General features: G+C 72.1%; 16 protein-coding genes. 7 read left to right on the top strand and 9 right to left on the bottom strand.

The genetic code is table 11. From position 1 onward, the window contains the following. Positions 1-59 precede the first annotated feature (59 nt). The 3 genes from otsB to napA form a co-directional block, all read right to left on the bottom strand. Complete coding sequence (gene otsB, locus L2K70_RS15510; RefSeq protein WP_236403177.1) at positions 60-896, bottom strand: trehalose-phosphatase; 837 nt, start codon at positions 894-896, stop codon at positions 60-62. Positions 897-955: 59 nt separating this feature from the next. Next, positions 956-1,426 (bottom strand): LytR C-terminal domain-containing protein, encoded by a 471-nt coding sequence (locus tag L2K70_RS15515; RefSeq protein WP_236403178.1) that lies wholly within the window; start codon positions 1,424-1,426, stop codon positions 956-958. 141 nt (positions 1,427-1,567) lie between these two features. Next, positions 1,568-1,864 carry a nucleoid-associated protein NapA gene (napA, locus tag L2K70_RS15520; protein ID WP_236403181.1) on the bottom strand — a complete coding sequence of 99 codons (297 nt, stop codon included), beginning with the start codon at positions 1,862-1,864 and terminating at the stop codon, positions 1,568-1,570. A 193-nt stretch (positions 1,865-2,057) separates the two neighbouring features. Here napA and L2K70_RS15525 point away from each other — a divergent pair, with 193 nt between their 5' ends. Beyond that, the gene (locus L2K70_RS15525) at positions 2,058-3,524 is read left to right on the top strand and encodes an alpha,alpha-trehalose-phosphate synthase (UDP-forming) (protein ID WP_236403182.1); all 1,467 of its coding nucleotides are present in this window, start codon (positions 2,058-2,060) and stop codon (positions 3,522-3,524) included. 61 nt (positions 3,525-3,585) lie between these two features. Here the strand turns inward: L2K70_RS15525 and L2K70_RS15530 are convergent, their stop codons facing one another. The 4 genes from L2K70_RS15530 to L2K70_RS15545 form a co-directional block, all read right to left on the bottom strand. Next, positions 3,586-5,151: an FMN-binding glutamate synthase family protein gene (locus L2K70_RS15530; RefSeq protein WP_236403183.1), complete on the bottom strand. Its 1,566-nt coding sequence runs from the start codon at positions 5,149-5,151 to the stop codon at positions 3,586-3,588. A 74-nt stretch (positions 5,152-5,225) separates the two neighbouring features. Next, positions 5,226-5,975, bottom strand: coding sequence for an anti-sigma factor (locus L2K70_RS15535; RefSeq protein ID WP_236403188.1), 750 nt, complete (start codon positions 5,973-5,975; stop codon positions 5,226-5,228). Continuing rightward, complete coding sequence (locus L2K70_RS15540; RefSeq protein ID WP_236403190.1) at positions 5,962-6,600, bottom strand: RNA polymerase sigma factor; 639 nt, start codon at positions 6,598-6,600, stop codon at positions 5,962-5,964. Before L2K70_RS15540 ends, L2K70_RS15535 begins: the two co-directional genes overlap by 14 nt. 57 nt (positions 6,601-6,657) lie before the next feature. Continuing rightward, positions 6,658-7,299 carry a fasciclin domain-containing protein gene (locus L2K70_RS15545; RefSeq protein WP_236403191.1) on the bottom strand — a complete coding sequence of 214 codons (642 nt, stop codon included), beginning with the start codon at positions 7,297-7,299 and terminating at the stop codon, positions 6,658-6,660. A 95-nt stretch (positions 7,300-7,394) separates the two neighbouring features. On the opposite strand from L2K70_RS15545, the gene L2K70_RS15550 reads away from it, so the two are divergent. The 6 genes from L2K70_RS15550 (at position 7,395) to pdxY (ending at position 13,944) form a co-directional block, all read left to right on the top strand. Continuing rightward, entirely contained in the window at positions 7,395-8,681 is a 1,287-nt protein-coding gene (locus L2K70_RS15550; RefSeq protein ID WP_236403194.1) for an alpha/beta fold hydrolase, read from the top strand. Further along, the gene (locus L2K70_RS15555; RefSeq protein ID WP_236403197.1) at positions 8,678-10,045 is read left to right on the top strand and encodes an MFS transporter; all 1,368 of its coding nucleotides are present in this window, start codon (positions 8,678-8,680) and stop codon (positions 10,043-10,045) included. The genes L2K70_RS15550 and L2K70_RS15555 overlap by 4 nt, the downstream gene beginning before the upstream one ends. Next, the gene (locus L2K70_RS15560; protein WP_236403200.1) at positions 10,042-11,478 is read left to right on the top strand and encodes a pyridoxal phosphate-dependent decarboxylase family protein; all 1,437 of its coding nucleotides are present in this window, start codon (positions 10,042-10,044) and stop codon (positions 11,476-11,478) included. Before L2K70_RS15555 ends, L2K70_RS15560 begins: the two co-directional genes overlap by 4 nt. Next, a complete protein-coding gene (locus L2K70_RS15565) occupies positions 11,475-12,188 on the top strand; it encodes a uracil-DNA glycosylase (protein ID WP_236403202.1) in 714 nt (237 codons plus the stop codon). The genes L2K70_RS15560 and L2K70_RS15565 overlap by 4 nt, the downstream gene beginning before the upstream one ends. Positions 12,189-12,284: 96 nt before the next feature. Then, positions 12,285-13,058, top strand: a complete 774-nt coding sequence (locus tag L2K70_RS15570; RefSeq protein ID WP_236403203.1) for a dioxygenase family protein — start codon at positions 12,285-12,287, stop codon at positions 13,056-13,058. A 22-nt stretch (positions 13,059-13,080) separates the two neighbouring features. After that, entirely contained in the window at positions 13,081-13,944 is an 864-nt protein-coding gene (pdxY, locus tag L2K70_RS15575; RefSeq protein ID WP_236403204.1) for a pyridoxal kinase PdxY, read from the top strand. Positions 13,945-14,030: 86 nt separating this feature from the next. On the opposite strand, the gene L2K70_RS15580 is transcribed toward pdxY, so the two are convergent. Beyond that, positions 14,031-14,348: an AzlD domain-containing protein gene (locus L2K70_RS15580; RefSeq protein WP_236403205.1), complete on the bottom strand. Its 318-nt coding sequence runs from the start codon at positions 14,346-14,348 to the stop codon at positions 14,031-14,033. Further along, a complete protein-coding gene (locus L2K70_RS15585; RefSeq protein ID WP_236403206.1) occupies positions 14,339-15,028 on the bottom strand; it encodes an AzlC family ABC transporter permease in 690 nt (229 codons plus the stop codon). Before L2K70_RS15585 ends, L2K70_RS15580 begins: the two co-directional genes overlap by 10 nt. Positions 15,029-15,080 lie beyond the last annotated feature (52 nt).

A 15,080-nucleotide genomic window follows, 5' to 3' on the forward strand; every position in this document is an offset into this window, starting at 1 on the left:
GCGCGCCGCGCGACGCGGGTCCACCATGTGGATGGACGTCTCAACTAGCGGACAGTGAGTCAGGTGCGCACCGGGGACGCCAGGCGGGTCAGGAGGTCGACCACGCCGGACGGGCCGTCCACCACGACGTCGGCGAGCTCCTCGAGGTCCGGCTGCTCGTGCGAGGCCGAGCAGACCACGAGCCCCGGCAGGCCGTCGGCGCGGAGGGCCCGTACGGCCTCGAAGGCCTCGATGTCGCCCAGGTCGTCGCCGCCGAAGACGATCCCCGACGCCTCCTGCTCGGCGACGAACGCGCGGACGGCCTGTCCCTTGTGCATGTCGCCGGAGCGGACCTCGACGACGTTGCGCCCCGGCTCGATCGTGAGGTGGTGGCGCTCGGCGAGCTCGGCGACGGGGCCGCGGAGCCGCTCCAGCGCGCCGGCCGGGTCGTCCATCCGGCGCGTGTGCACGGCGACGGCGAGGCCCTTCTCCTCGATGAAGGCGTCACCGGCGCCGGCCCTGCGCAGCACGGACGGCAGCTCCCGCTCGAACGTCGCCAGGCCCGCCGGCGGCCGGGGCGAGCGGATCCTCTGGTCGGTCGCCGACCACCGCTCGTTGCCGTACTGGCCGAAGACGAAGAGCTCGGCCCCCCGGTCGAGCATCGCGTTGCCGAGCGCGTCGAGGTCGCCCATCGCCACCGCCTGCCGGGCGGGCCGGCCGGTGATCACCGCGACGGCGCGCACCACCTCCGCGAGCTCGAGCAGCGCGCCGGGAGCGCCGGGGTGGAGGCGGGCGGCCTCCGGGTCGTCGACGACGGGCGAGAGCGTGCCGTCGAAGTCCAGGCCCACCACCACACCGTCGAGGACGGCACGTACGGCGTCGTAGTGGGCGCGCGCGTCGTCGGAGGTGAACTCCATGCGGCCAAGCCAATCACGCGCCGCGCGTGGCTCGCCTACCGGTTCGCCTACTGGCTCACCTACTGGGGGGCGTCGGTGGTCAGGATGATCGTGAGCCGGTCGCGCTTCATCTCGCCCACAGCGGGTGCGGTGCGCTTGATGCCGAGGTCGAGGGCGAGCTGCTTCCCGGCGGCCTTCAGCCGCGGCGGGAAGTAGACCGTGGTGGTGGGCACGACGCCGTACCAGTTGTCCTCGCCGACGACGTTCCAGCCGACCGTCGTGGCCTTCTGGCCGGTGGTGGCGGCCAGGCCCTTGATGCCGGAGTTGTTGAAGACCTCGACGTAGACCTCGCCGCGCTTGACCCGCGGCTCGGGCTTCGGCTCCTTGGTCGGGACCGGCGTGGGCGTCGGCGTCCGCTCGGCGCTCGCGATGGTGGCGGTGTTGTCGACGCGACGCTCGGTCGGCGCCTGGTCGCGCGTGGCGACGAAGGTGACCGCGGCCATCGCGACGGCGAGGACCGAGAGCATCACGACGGGGGACGGGAAGGCCACGCCCCGCTCGTCACGCCCACGACGGGCGGAACGGCGAGGAGTCGGACGGCCAGGACTGGGGAAGAAGGCCATGGGGAAGGACCGATCGTGAGTGGTGGTCAGGGTCGACGGGTCTGGGTCGGTGGATCAGGTCTCGCTGCGTCAGACCTCGAAGCCGAGGCGGCGGGCGGAGCGCTGGCGCTGGCGCGACGCACGGAGGCGACGCAGGCGGCGGACGAGGAGCGGGTCGGCCTCGAGGGCCTCCGGACGGTCGATGAGCGCGTTGAGCACCTGGTAGTAGCGGGTCGACGACATGTCGAACTTCTCGCGGACCGCCTGCTCCTTGGCACCGGCGTACTTCCACCAGTGCCGCTCGAACTCGAGGATCTCGCGGTCGCGCTGGCTCAGCCCCGCGGCGGCAGTCTCCTGCCCGGCACCGACGTGCGACGCTGCTTCCATTGCCATCTCCTCCTCGACCCCACACCCGCCCGTGACCGGGTGGACAGGGGTGAGTCTAGGCGACGAACGACAACGATGTCATTCGCCTCCGGCGAGTCGTCTGGACAAACCGCTCGATCTCGCGCGGAAGGGTGCCCCACGGACGACACCGCGGGGTGACCTGCTCGAGGGCGGCGCTCGTTAGGGTTGCCGCGTGAGCCCAGCCCAGAAGGCAGACCACCCGTCGGACCACCAGGCCGACCTCGTGATCGTGGCCAACCGCCTGCCCGTGGACCGGGTGCACAACGCGGACGGCAGCGTGTCGTGGCGGACCTCCCCCGGCGGCCTGGTCACCGCGCTCGAGCCGGTCCTGCGGGCCAACGACGGGGCCTGGATCGGCTGGCCGGGCTCGGCGGACGAGGAGGACGTCGAGCCGTTCGTCGAGGACGGCCTCTCGCTCGTGCCGGTCTCGTTGAGCGCCCGGGAGGTCGAGGAGTTCTACGAGGGCTTCTCCAACGGCACCCTCTGGCCGCTCTACCACGACGTCATCGCCAAGCCGGAGTTCCACCGCGAGTGGTGGGAGTCCTACGTCGAGGTCAACCAGCGCTTCGCCGATCGCGCGGCCGAGGTCGCCGCCGACGGCGCCACCGTGTGGGTGCAGGACTACCAGCTCCAGCTGGTCCCGCAGATGCTCCGGGCCAAGCGCCCCGACCTCCGGATCGGCTTCTACCTCCACATCCCGTTCCCGCCGGCCGAGCTGTTCTCCCAGCTCCCGTGGCGCCGACAGCTCCTCGAGGGCCTGCTCGGCGCCGACCTCATCGGCTTCCAGCTGCCGGGGGCGGCGGCCAACTTCGTCCGCCTCGTGCGCAGCCGGGTGGGGCACAAGACCCACCGCGACACGATCTACCTCCCCGACGGCCGGCCGGTGAAGGCGACCGCGTTCCCGATCTCGATCGACACCGCCGGCTTCGAGGAGCTCGCGCGCTCCGAGGGCGTCGAGCAGCGCGCCGCCGAGATCCGGGCGGCGCTGGGCAACCCCCGCAAGATCTTCCTCGGCGTCGACCGACTCGACTACACCAAGGGCATCTACTCGCGGCTGCGCGCCTTCGGCGAGCTGGTCCGCGACGGGGAGATCGACGTCGAGGACGCCGTCTTCGTCCAGGTCGCCACGCCCTCGCGGGAGCGCGTGGAGCAGTACCGGATCCTGCGCGACGAGATCGAGATGCTCGTCGGCCGCGTCAACGGCGACCACGGCCGCATCGGCCACCCGGCGATCCACTACCTGCACAACTCGTACCCGCGCGAGGAGATGGCGGCCTTCTACCGGGCGGCGGACGTCATGGTCGTCACGCCCTTCCGCGACGGGATGAACCTCGTCGCCAAGGAGTACGTCGCCTGCCGCTTCGACAACGACGGCGCGCTCGTGCTCTCGGAGTTCGCCGGCGCGGCCCAGGAGCTGCGACAGGCCTGGCTGGTGAACCCCTACGACATCGACGGGATGAAGGCCTCGCTGATGGAGGCGTTCGCCGCCGACAGCAAGGAGACCGGCCGACGCATGCGCGCGATGCGCAAGCAGGTCGTGGCCAACGACGTCTCGAAGTGGGCGCGCGACTTCCTCGACGAGCTCAGCTCGCTGCCGGAGCAGCACGACAAGCACGTACGCCGCTCGCGGGCCGGCTGACACCCCTCCGCCCGGCCGTGCCGCGTCGGCCATGGGCGGTCTGGGGGCGGTCGGGAAGCGGTCAGGGGCGGTGCTCAACCACGGCGTGCGACGTCGCGTCCTGGCCGACCATGATCGCCTCGACCTCGCGGACCAGCCCCTCCCCCAGCCGCGGCCACGAGGGGTCGTACCCGTAGGTCTCGGCCAGGCCGACGCTCGAGCGGGTGCCGGTCGCGAAGTCGACGTCGCGCGGCGCGATGAGGCCGGGGTGCACGACCCCGACCGCCTCGGAGACCTTGAGCAGGTCACGGCGCAGCGAGCGGACGTAGTTGGCCGCCCGGACGCTCTTCAGGCTGACGTCCAGCCCGCGGGTGTAGCGCGGGTCCTGCGTCGCGACACCCACCGGGCAGTGGTCGGTGTGGCACTTCTGGGCCTGGATGCAGCCGATCGACATCATCGCCTCGCGACCGACGTTGACCATGTCGACACCGAGCGCGAACGCCACGACCGCGTTCTCGGGGATGCCGAGCTTGCCGGCCCCGATGAAGACGACGTCGTCGGTGAGCCCGGCCTCGGCGAAGCGTCGGTAGACCTCCGCGAACCCGATCCGGAACGGGTAGGCGACCGAGTCGGCGAAGATCATCGGGGCGGCACCGGTGCCGCCCTCGCCGCCGTCGACGTTGATGAAGTCGACGCCGCGGCCGCCGCCGGACATCGCCTCGACGAGCTCGTCCCACATCGTCAGGTTGCCGACGGCCGACTTGATCCCGACGGGCAACCCGGTGCGCTCCGCGACGCTCTCGACGAAGTCGAGCATCGAGTCGACGTCGTGGAAGACCTCGTGACGGCTAGGCGAGGCGCAGTCCTTGCCCTCCGGGATGCCACGGATCTCGGCGATCTCCCTGCTGACCTTCTCCCCCGGCAGCATGCCGCCCAGCCCGGGCTTGGCGCCCTGGCTGAGCTTGATCTCGATCGCCCGGACCGGCGCGGACTGCACGAGGTCGACCAGCCGGTCCATGTCGAACTTCCCGCGCTCGTCGCGGCAGCCGAAGTAGGCGGTGCCGATCTGGAAGACGATGTCGCCGCCGTGGCGGTGGTGCGGGGACAGCGCACCCTCCCCGGTGTTCTGCAGGCAGCCGGCGATCGCGGCGCCCTTGTTGAGCGACTCGATGGCCTTGCCGGACAGCGAGCCGAAGCTCATGCCGGAGATGTTGACCACCGACTGCGGGCGGAAGGCGTGCGTACGACCGCGTGCCGCGCCCATCACCTTCGAGCACGGCAGGACGATCTCCTCCTGGGCGTGGGGCATGGTGGCGGCTCCCGGACCGGTGAAGGTGCGGTGCTTGATGACGGGGTAGCCCTCGAGGGTCTCCACGTCGTTGTCGGTGCCGAAGCCGAAGTAGTTGTTCTCCAGCTTGGAGCTGGCGTAGACCCAGCGCCGCTGGTCGCGGCTGAACGGCCGCTCCTCGTCGTTGCTGGTGACGATGTACTGGCGCAGCTCGGGCCCGAACCGCTCGAGGAAGTAGCGGGCGTGTCCCACGACCGGGTAGTTGCGGATGATCGCGTGCTTCGTCTGGACCAGGTCGTGCACGGTCGTCGCCGCCGCGGCCGCCGCGGTGCCACCGAGGATGGCGTACCTCCACTTCATGGAGACATGCCTAGCCCTCGGGTGCGCGCCTGTCGAGCACCGCCCCGCCCGGAGGGGTCAGGAGCGCCTGCGATCTACGCGAGCTCGCCGCGCGCGAGGCTGACGCCCGAGTGCGCCGGGTCGCCGTCGTCGGGCTCGATCGAGATGTCGACGATGCGGTAGCCCTTCTCGATGAGGTCCATCGGCACCTCGAACTGCCCCTTGTCGCCGGACGGGAGCAGGCCGATGGAGACCATCCGCTTGCCGTCGACGTTGATCAGCCAGACCTCGTGCACGCCGGCGTCGTCGCCGAGCTCCTCGGCGCTGACGCGGACGGTCATGGTGTCGCCCTGCTCGACGGCGTCCGCCACGCCCCGCGGGGCGTCGGAGTCGAGAGCGGTGAGGTCGGCCACGCCGACCACCGTCTCGGGCGTGGGGTCGACGGCCTCGGGTGCGGGGTCGGCACCACCGGTGAGGCGGCCGATGCCGAGCCCGGCGAGGAGGGCGACGGCGGCGGCGAGGCCGGCGAGCCAGGGCGCGACGCCGCGCCTGGTCGACGTGGCCGCGAGGGGCACGACCGGCGCGACGGGCAGCGGGATGGGGGCGGGCGGAGCCTCCGCGGCAGCGGTGTCGCGCGACCCCCGCAGGCCGGCGAGCACCTCGTCGCGCACGTGCGCCGGCGCGTCGACCAGCGGACCGGCGCCGGCGAGGGCACGGGCGGCGACGAACGCGGCCACCGCCTCCGAGCAGCGCTGGCAGGAGTCGATGTGGGCCTGGACGTCGGCGGGGACGTCGTCGTCGTGGAGGGCGATGCCGGCGAGGTCGTCGAGCTCAGCGTGACTCACGGCGCACCCCCTCGAGCTGCTGCTGGATGTGGATCAGGCCACGACGGACGTGGCTCTTGACGGTGCCGAGCGGGAGCCCGGTGGCCTCGGCGATCTCGGCGTGGCTCTGCTCCTCCCAGAAGGCGAGGAACAGGATGGTCTTGCGCGGGTCGGGCAGGTCCTGCACGACCTGCCTCACGACCAGTCGTTCGGCGACGTCGTGGTCGGCGGATTGCTCGGCGGCGAGGCCGACGCCGTCGACCGCCAGTGCGGCCTCGGCCTTGCGGGCGTCGCGGGCGCGGGCCGCGCGGACGTCGGCGATCTTGTGGCGGGCGATGCCGATGAGCCAGGCCGGGAGGGCGGCGGGGCTCGGGGTCAGGGTGTGCCGGCTGTGCCAGGCGGCGACGAACACCTGCTGGGTGACGTCCTCGGCGTCGTGGGCGTCACCCAGGGCGCGGAGCGCGAACGTGTGGACCAGCGCCGACCACCGGTCGTACACCTCCTCGACGGCCGTCTCGTCGCCCGCGACGAGACGCGCGGCGACGGTCTCGACATCAGTCTCCTGATCGTCGTCGAACGCCACCGCCTCGGTCACCACCGGGCCACCGTACCGGGGCGTGCGGATGGGGAACGCGATGATGCTCATGCGCGTCCCCCATCCGGCTCACGTCAGGCTGTGCTGGTCAGGCGGCGGTCGCCCTGATCAGTTGCTGAGCTTGATCGGGCGCAGGACCCGGTCGATGCCGTGGGCGACCTGCTTGTTGCCCTTGTTGAGGTCGAGCGCGCTCAGGATGACCTTCGCGTCCTGGGCGCCCTTGTCCTTGTCCTTGAGCGTGATGCGCAGCGAGGGCTTCTTGCGGACGTCGACCTTGAGCGTCTTGCCGTTGGCGGTCATGAGCTTGGCGCCGTCGGCCTTGAGGACCTTGCCGCTGGTGAGCGTCTTGCCCGGGATGACGTGGTAGAGCAGGACGCTCTCGATGGTGTCCACGCCGGCCAGCGCGACGAGCGACTCGAAGATCTTCTTCTCGCTCTTGATGGTCTTGCCGGTCAGGTCCTTCACCAGCACGCGGAACGCCTGGTCGGTGGGCGCGAACACCGTGGCGCGCTTCGTGCCGTCGGCGACGACCGCGACCTTCGAGTCGGGCTTCGCCGCGACCACGGCGAAGGCAGCCTGCGTCAGGATGTCGAAGTCCTTGGAGTTGTTGTCGAACTCGTCGCCGTCGGAGGTCAGCAGCGTGGCCAGGCTGTCCTCGCCGACCGTCTTGGCGTTCGCGGCGGGAGCGGCGGCCGTGATGGCGCCGAGGGCCAGGGCGGAGGTGGCGATCAGTGCGGGTACGCGTCGCATCAGGGGTCCTTCCGTCAGGGGCGCCGAAGTGCGCCCGTCGCCCCCTTCTCGGCGCGACCCGGCCGGTCGGATGCACCGATGCGTAGATTTCTCGCATGGACCTGATCCCCACCCCCGAGCAGGTGGTCGCCGCCGCTGGCAACGTCGCCCACACGCTGCTCTACGGCGGCCTCGCCGACCTGCGCCCGATGCCCCGGACGCTCATCGACGACGGCGTGCTGCGCGAGGTCTACCACTACCGCCCGGTCGCGGGCGTCGAGGAGACCGGCGACCCGGTCCTGCTGGTGAACCCGCTGGCGGCGCCCTCGCTGTGCTTCGACCTGCGTCGCGACTGCTCACTCGTCGAGCACCTGGTCACCGGCGGTCGTCCGACCTACCTCGTGGAGTACGGGCAGGTGTCGTTCAAGGACCGGGCGTTGGGCGTCGAGCACTGGGTCGACGAGGTCCTGCCGGAGGCGATCCGCGCCGTGCACGAGCACTCCGGCGGCAAGGGCGTGCACCTCGTCGGGTGGAGCCTGGGTGGGATCTTCGCGCTGCTGGTCGCGGCCGACCGGACGGACCTGCCGATCGCGTCCCTCACCGTGGTCGGATCCCCCGTCGACGTCACGAAGGTGCCGCTGGTCGCCCCCGTCCGGCCGCTGCTCAACCTCGGCCAGGGCGCTGGGCTCGTCACGCGCGCCTACCGGGCGCTGGGCGGCGTACCGGTCCCGATCGTGAACTGGGCCTTCACCGCCGCCTCCGCCCAGAAGGTCGTGATGAAGCCGCTCGCCGTGGCGACCCACCTCGACGACGCCGACTACCTCAAGCAGATGGAGGCCGTCACCCGCTTCATGTCGAGCATGACCGCCTACCCGGGCCGCACGTTCGGCCAGCTCTACCACCGCTTCGTGAAGGGCAACGCCCTCGCCGCCGGGAGCATGGAGGTCGGCGACCGGACCATCGACCTGTCCGCGATCACCGTGCCGGTCCTGGTCTTCGCCGGCAACACCGACGGCATCGCGCCGCTGGCGGCCGTGCGCGCCGTCGTACCCCTGCTGTCGGGATCGGAGCAGGTGCGGTTCGAGGTCGTGCCCGGCGGTCACCTCGGCATGCTGACCGGGCGCGCCGCCCGCGGCACGACCTGGGAGGTCATCGACGAGTGGGTCGCCCAGTGGTCGGCGGGGACGCTGCCGGTGCGCACGCGCGCTGCCCGCAACAAGCCAGCGACGAAGGCACCCACGCGGAAGACTGCTGCGAAGAAGACCGCTGCAAAGAAGACCGCCGCGAAGAAGTCCCCCGCGAAGAAGGCCGCGCCGAAGCGGGCCGCGTCCGCCTCGGCGATCGGGTCCAACCCTTCGCGCCGCTACGGCTCGTCGGGCTCCCGGGCGCTGGGCCAGCGGTGACGGCCACCGCCTCGCCGGGCGAGGCCGCGCGCCTGTCGCGCGGGGTCCGGATCGGGTACGGCAGCGGGTCGGTCGCCACCGGTGCCTTCGGCACGGTGCCCGGGCTGATGCTGCTGCCCTACCTCACCGACGAGCTCGGCATCGCGGCGCTGTGGGCCGGCGTCGTCGTCTTCCTGCCGAAGGGCTGGGACGTCCTGCTCAACCCGGTGGCCGGTCGGGTCAGCGACCGCACGATCGACCCCGCCGGACCGCGTCGGCCCTGGCTGATCCGGGCCGGCCTGATGCTGGCCGGCGCCTTCGCACTGATCTTCGCGGCGCCCGACCTCGACAGCCGCTGGCTCGAGGCCGGGTGGGTGCTGGTGTTCTTCGTCCTGGCAGCGTCGGCGTACGCCTTCTTCCAGGTGCCCTACGTCGCGATGCCGGCGGAGATCACGACGTCGTACGACGAACGCACCCGGTTGATGACGTGGCGGGTGGCCATCCTCGCCCTCACGATCATGCTCGCCGGGGCGACCGCACCGGTGATCCGCGACGCGGTCGGCGGACGCGACGGCTACCGCGTGATGGGCGTCGTGATGGCGCTCGTCATCCTCGTCGGCGTCGTCAGCGCGTGGTGGGGCACGCGGTCCGCCCCGATCGGCGCCGTCACCGCGGGCGCAGGCACGTTGCGCGAGCAGCTGCGGGTGGTCGGGCAGGCGCGCGACTTCCGGGTGCTGCTGACGACCTTCGTCCTGCAGGCGCTCGCCACCGGCTGCATGCTCGCGGGCGTCGCCTACGTCGCCGAGGACCTCCTCGGCCGCACGGGCGCCGCGACGATCCTCTTCGTCTGCTTCGTGGGGCCCGCGCTGCTCCTGACGCCGCTGTGGGCAGGGTGGGGCGAGCGCGTCGGGAAGAAGAAGGGGTACGTCGCCGCGTCGCTGCTGCTCGCCGCCGGTGCCGCCCTCGCGATCCTGGCGCGCGGTGGCAACGACGCATGGACCTTCGTCGCGACCGGGCTGGTCGGCGTCGGCTACGCCGGCTGCCAGGTCTTCCCGATGGCGATGCTGCCCGACGTGGCGGCGGTCGACGCCGCGCGGACGGGCGAGAACCGCGCGGGCGTCTACACCGGCGTGTGGACCGCGGGCGAGACGCTCGGCCTCGCGCTCGGCCCGGCGCTGTTCGCGCTGATGCTCGCGCTGGGCGGCTACCTGTCGAGCGAGGGACGCGACATCAGCCAGCCCGGCTCCGCGCTGACCGCGATCGCCCTGGGCTTCTCCCTGGTGCCGGCAGCGCTGACGGTCGTCAGCCTGTGGTGGCTGCAGCAGTACACCCTCGACACCGCCGAGGTGGCGGCTGCCACCCACGGACCCGGAGGCTCCCGATGACCGACCCGCTCGACCGGCTCAAGGCGCTGCAGGGAGCCGACCTCCCCGTGCACGGGGGCCGCACCCTCGCCTACGTCTACGACTCCGGCGTCCCCGAGGTCGACCGGGTCGCGCGCGAGGCGGTCGCCGCCTACGCGGCGTCCAACGCCCTCGACCCGACGGCGTTCCCCTCGCTGCTGCAGATGGAGAACGAGCTGGTCGGCTTCGCGTGCGGCCTGCTCGACGCGCCCGAGGGTGCCGTCGGCACGGTGACCTCCGGCGGCACGGAGTCGATCCTGCTGGCCGTCCAGGGTGCCCGGGACGCCCGCCCGGACGTCGTACGGCCGCGGATGGTGCTGCCCGCGACCGCGCACGCCGCCTTCCACAAGGCCGCGCACTACTTCGGCGTCGAGGCGGTGATCGTGCCCGTCGGTGCGGACTTCCGGGCCGAGCCGCGTGCGATGGCGGACGCGATCGACGACGACACCGTGCTGGTGGTGGCGAGCGCGCCGTCGTATGCCCACGGCGTCGTGGACCCGGTCACCGAGGTCGCCGCGGCGGCAGCGGCGCGTGGCGTGCGCTGCCACGTCGACGCGTGCATCGGCGGGTGGGTGCTGCCCTACGCCGCTCGGCTCGGCCGCACCGTGCCGCCGTGGACCTTCGCCGTCGAGGGCGTCACCTCGATCTCGGTCGACACCCACAAGTACGCCTACGCCCCCAAGGGCACCTCGCTGCTGCTGCACCGTGACCCGTCGCTGCGCAAGCCGCAGTTCTTCGCCTCGGCCGCCTGGCCCGGCTACACGATGCTCAACGCGACGACACAGTCGACGCGGTCGGGCGGCCCGATCGCCGGGACCTGGGCGGTCGTCCAGCACCTCGGCGACGAGGGCTACTCCGACCTGACCGACCGGGCGTTCGCGGCCGTCGACGCGATCGTCGCGTGCATCGAGCAGGAGCCCGCACTGCACCTCGTCGTGGCGCCCGACTCCACGCTCGTCACGCTGGCGACCGACGAGACGCTCGACCCGTTCACGCTGACGGACGAGCTGGTGTCGCGCGGCTGGTACGTCCAGCCGCAGCTGTCGTACGGCGACCACGGGCCGAGCATCCACCTGTCGGTCAGCGCCGGGACGCTCGCGCACGTCCAGGACTTCGCGACAGCGCTGGGCGAGTCGGTGGCGGCGGCGCAGTCGGCCGGGCCGGTGGCGGTCGACGAGGGCGTGGTCGCCTTCATCGAGGCGCTCGACCCGGCGGCGCTGGGCGACGACGACTTCGACGGGCTGCTGGCCGCGTCGGGCCTCGTGGGCGCGTCCGCCGAGGGCGACCTCGAGCTGCCGACGCGGATGGCCGAGGTCAACGCGATGCTCGACGTCGCCTCGCCGGCGATGCGCGAGGCGCTGCTGGTCGCCTTCCTCGACCGGCTGCAGCGGCCGGCGTCCGGGACCACGCGATGAGCTCCCTCGCCGGCCTCGTCGAGAAGGGTCGCGTTGCTCCCGACTGGGCCGAGGCGCTCGCCCCGGTCGACGAGCAGATCGCGGCCATGGGGCGCTTCCTGCAGGAGGAGTCGGCTGCCGGTCGCGGCTACCAGCCCGCCGCCGAGCGGATCTTCCGGGCGTTCGAGCGCCCGCTGGCCGACGTACGGGTGCTGGTGGTGGGGCAGGACCCCTACCCGAACCCCCAGCACCCGATCGGGTTGAGCTTCGCGGTCGAGCGGCACGTGTGGCCCCTGCCGCCGAGCCTGCGCAACATCTACCTCGAGCTGCGCGACGACCTCGGCATCGTGCCGCCGCGCCACGGCGACCTGTCGGCGTGGGCCGACCAGGGCGTGATGCTCCTCAACAGGTGCCTGACCGTGCGGCCCGGCGACTCCAACAGCCACCAGGGCAAGGGCTGGGAGGCAGTCACCGAACGGGCGATCACGGCGCTCGCCGAGCGCGGCGGACCCTGCGTGGCCGTGCTCTGGGGCCGGCCCGCGCAGTCACTGAAGCCGATGCTCGGGTCGGTCCCGTCCGTCGAGTCCGTCCACCCGTCGCCGCTGAGCGCGCACCGCGGGTTCCTGGGCTCCAAGCCGTTCAGCCGGGTCAACCGGCTGCTCGAGCAGCAGGGCGCCTCCCCGATCGACTGGACGCTGCCGACGTACGACGACGTCCCGCCGCGGGGGTAGTCCAGTGGGAACCTGTCGTCATCACGGGCGATCGACGACCGATTGCCACTGGACTACCGCGGGAATATAGTTGAATCCCGAACTATTGAGGATGTCATGACCACTGCGATGCCCGCGCTGTACATCGGCCATGGTGCGCCGCCGCTGCTCGACGACCCGATCTGGTCGGGCCAGCTCGCGGCGTGGGCGGGCGACCTGCCGCGCCCGAAGGCGATCCTCATCGTCAGCGCCCACTGGGAGTCCGCGCCGGTCAGCCTGTCGGCGAGCGGAGCGCCGCTGGTCTACGACTTCGGCGGGTTCGCGCCCAAGTACTACGAGATGACCTACGCGACGCCCGACGCCACGGCGCTCGCGCAGCGGGTGGCGGCGATGATGCCGGACGGCGAGCCGGTCCACCAGCACGTCTCCCGCGGCCTCGACCACGGGGCGTGGGTGCCGCTGAAGATCATGTATCCCGAGGCGGACATCCCGGTCCTGCAGATGTCGCTGCCCACCGACGACCCGCACCGGCTGATGAAGCTCGGCGAGCGGCTGCGCCCGCTGCGCGAGGAGGGCGTGCTGATCATCGGTTCGGGCTTCCTGACCCACGGCCTGCCGTTCCTGAAGGAGTTCCGCATCGAGGCGGAGGCGCCCGGCTGGTCGGTCGACTTCGACCTGTGGGCCGCCGATGCGCTGGCGCGCGGTGACGTCGACCTGCTGTCCGACTACAGGGCGAAGGCGCCCGGGATGCCGTACGCCCACCCGACCGTCGAGCACTACACGCCGCTGTTCGTGACGCTGGGCGCCGCGACGGCCGCCGACGCCCCGGGCATCCAGGTCATCGACGGCTACTGGATGGGCCTGTCGAAGCGGTCCCTGCAGGTGGCCTGACCGGCGCGACTAGCCTGACGGGATGCGCGTCCTCTCGATCCAGTCCCACGTCGCCTACGGCCACGTCGGCAACTCCGCCGCCGTCTTCCCGCTCCAGCGCCTTGGCCACGAGGTGTGGCCGGTGCTGACGGTGAACTTCTCCAACCACACCGGGTACGGGGCATGGCGCGGGCCGCTGATCGCGGCCGAGGACGTCGCCGCCGTGATCACCGGCATCGGCGAGCGCGGTGCGTTCGCGTCGTGTGACGCGGTCCTGTCGGGCTACCAGGGGTCCCCCGAGATCGCCGACGTCATCGTCGACGCGGTCGCGCAGGTCAAGGCGGCCAACCCGGCGGCGACCTACACCTGCGACCCGGTCATGGGCAACGCGACCTCGGGCTGCTTCGTGAACCCGGCCATCCCGCCGAAGTACGTCTCCACCGTCATCCCCGTCGCCGACGTGCTGACGCCCAACCAGTTCGAGCTCGGCTTCATCACCGACCGCGACGGCCTCAGCAGCACCTCGTCGCTCGACGACATCCTCGTCGCGGTCGACCAGGTGCGCGACCTCGGCCCGTCGACGGTGCTCGTCACCTCGGTCGACCGGGAGGGTGCGGCCGACGACACGATCGAGATGCTCGCGGTCACCGCCGACGGCGCCTGGCTGGTCAGCACGCCCCGCCTGCCGATGAAGGCCAACGGCTCCGGCGACATCACCGCCGCCCTCTTCACCGCCCACCTCAAGGAGACCGGCTCGCCCGCCGAGGCTCTCGGCCGGACCGCCTCGTCGGTCTTCGCGGTGCTCAAGGAGACCCTTGACTCCGGCGAGCGCGAGCTCCGCCTGGTCGCGGCGCAGGACGCCATCGCGTCCCCGGCGAACGAGTTCGAGGTCGAGCAGGTCCGCTGACGTCACCCGCGGACACGTGTCCGCGACGTGGCCCCTCGACGGCCGGTCCGAGGGCCACGAGGCGGACACGTGTACGACGGACGCGGTCAGATCGCCCGCAGCCCCGCGGTGACCGCGACGGCCACCACCACGCACAGCACCAGCGAGCACCGTCGCCACAGCATCACCACCGCGACGCCGACGCCGACGGTGTGGGCACCGACGGACCAGGAGCGTCCGGCTGCCAGCACCGAGGTCACGACGAGCGCGCTCAGCAGCGCCGGTGCCATCAACATCGTCACCCGCGAGAACCAGGGCGGCAGCTGCCGGCCGCCGAGCACGACCGGTCCGGCGGCCTTGATGAGCACGGTCAGTGCGGCGAGGCCGACGATCAACACCCAGACCTGCGTGTAGGTCAACGCCACCGCGACCGCCGTACCAGTCCCACGAGCGCCACCGCGCTCGCCGCCAGGATCGGGACGCCCGGAGGGCTGATCGGCACCAGGCCGAGCGCGAGGAGGCCGCCACCGATGGCCACCCACCGAGACCTGGCATCGCGCAGCTCGGCGATGAGGAGCGACAGGAAGAACACCGGGTAGATCGCGTCGAGGCCGAGCCGGTGGGTGTCCCCGAGGGCGTTGCCGAAGACCGCACCGACCACCGAGCCGGTCGTCCAGGTGACGTACTGCGGGAGCGTCGTGCCGAACAGCAGCCACCGGTCGAAGGTGCCGTCGCCACGGTTGGCGAGCGCCCAGGAGGAGTCGACCACGGCCTGTCCCTGCGCGGCACGCCTCAGCGCGCCCCCGGGCAGGGAGGGCGCCAGCGCGATGCCCATGGCGAGGAAGCGAGCGTTCATCAGGCTGCCGGCCGTCAACGCCGCGGGGATCCCGCCCCCGACCGTGATCACGGACAGCGCGGCGAACTGCGCGGAGCCGGCGAAGACGATCATCGCCGTCACGCTCGCCTGCGCGACGCTGAACCCCGCCTGGCGGGCCAGCACGCCGAAGGACGCGCTCAGGAAGAACCCGACGATCGCGAAGGGGACGCCCAGCCTCACGCCTCGACGGAACGCCTCCCCCGGGGTCTCCTCCTCAGCCTCCGCCACCGGCGCAGGCTAGCAACGGGTATGACCCCGGCCTCACGTCGGTCGAGCGTCT

It is taken from the genome of Nocardioides potassii (assembly GCF_021648885.1).
Lineage (GTDB): Bacteria > Actinomycetota > Actinomycetes > Propionibacteriales > Nocardioidaceae > Nocardioides > Nocardioides potassii.

What these genes read in the sequence shown, in the direction of transcription:
- otsB (WP_236403177.1), bottom strand. Translation starts at nt 896, where the DNA reads ATGGAGTTCACCTCCGACGACGCGCGCGCCCACTACGACGCCGTACGT.
- napA (WP_236403181.1), bottom strand. Translation starts at nt 1,864, where the DNA reads ATGGAAGCAGCGTCGCACGTCGGTGCCGGGCAGGAGACTGCCGCCGCG.
- L2K70_RS15530 (WP_236403183.1), bottom strand. Translation starts at nt 5,151, where the DNA reads ATGAAGTGGAGGTACGCCATCCTCGGTGGCACCGCGGCGGCCGCGGCG.
- L2K70_RS15540 (WP_236403190.1), bottom strand. Translation starts at nt 6,600, where the DNA reads ATGAGCATCATCGCGTTCCCCATCCGCACGCCCCGGTACGGTGGCCCG.
- L2K70_RS15545 (WP_236403191.1), bottom strand. Translation starts at nt 7,299, where the DNA reads ATGCGACGCGTACCCGCACTGATCGCCACCTCCGCCCTGGCCCTCGGC.
- L2K70_RS15550 (WP_236403194.1), top strand. Translation starts at nt 7,395, where the DNA reads ATGGACCTGATCCCCACCCCCGAGCAGGTGGTCGCCGCCGCTGGCAAC.
- L2K70_RS15560 (WP_236403200.1), top strand. Translation starts at nt 10,042, where the DNA reads ATGACCGACCCGCTCGACCGGCTCAAGGCGCTGCAGGGAGCCGACCTC.
- L2K70_RS15565 (WP_236403202.1), top strand. Translation starts at nt 11,475, where the DNA reads ATGAGCTCCCTCGCCGGCCTCGTCGAGAAGGGTCGCGTTGCTCCCGAC.
- L2K70_RS15570 (WP_236403203.1), top strand. Translation starts at nt 12,285, where the DNA reads ATGACCACTGCGATGCCCGCGCTGTACATCGGCCATGGTGCGCCGCCG.
- pdxY (WP_236403204.1), top strand. Translation starts at nt 13,081, where the DNA reads ATGCGCGTCCTCTCGATCCAGTCCCACGTCGCCTACGGCCACGTCGGC.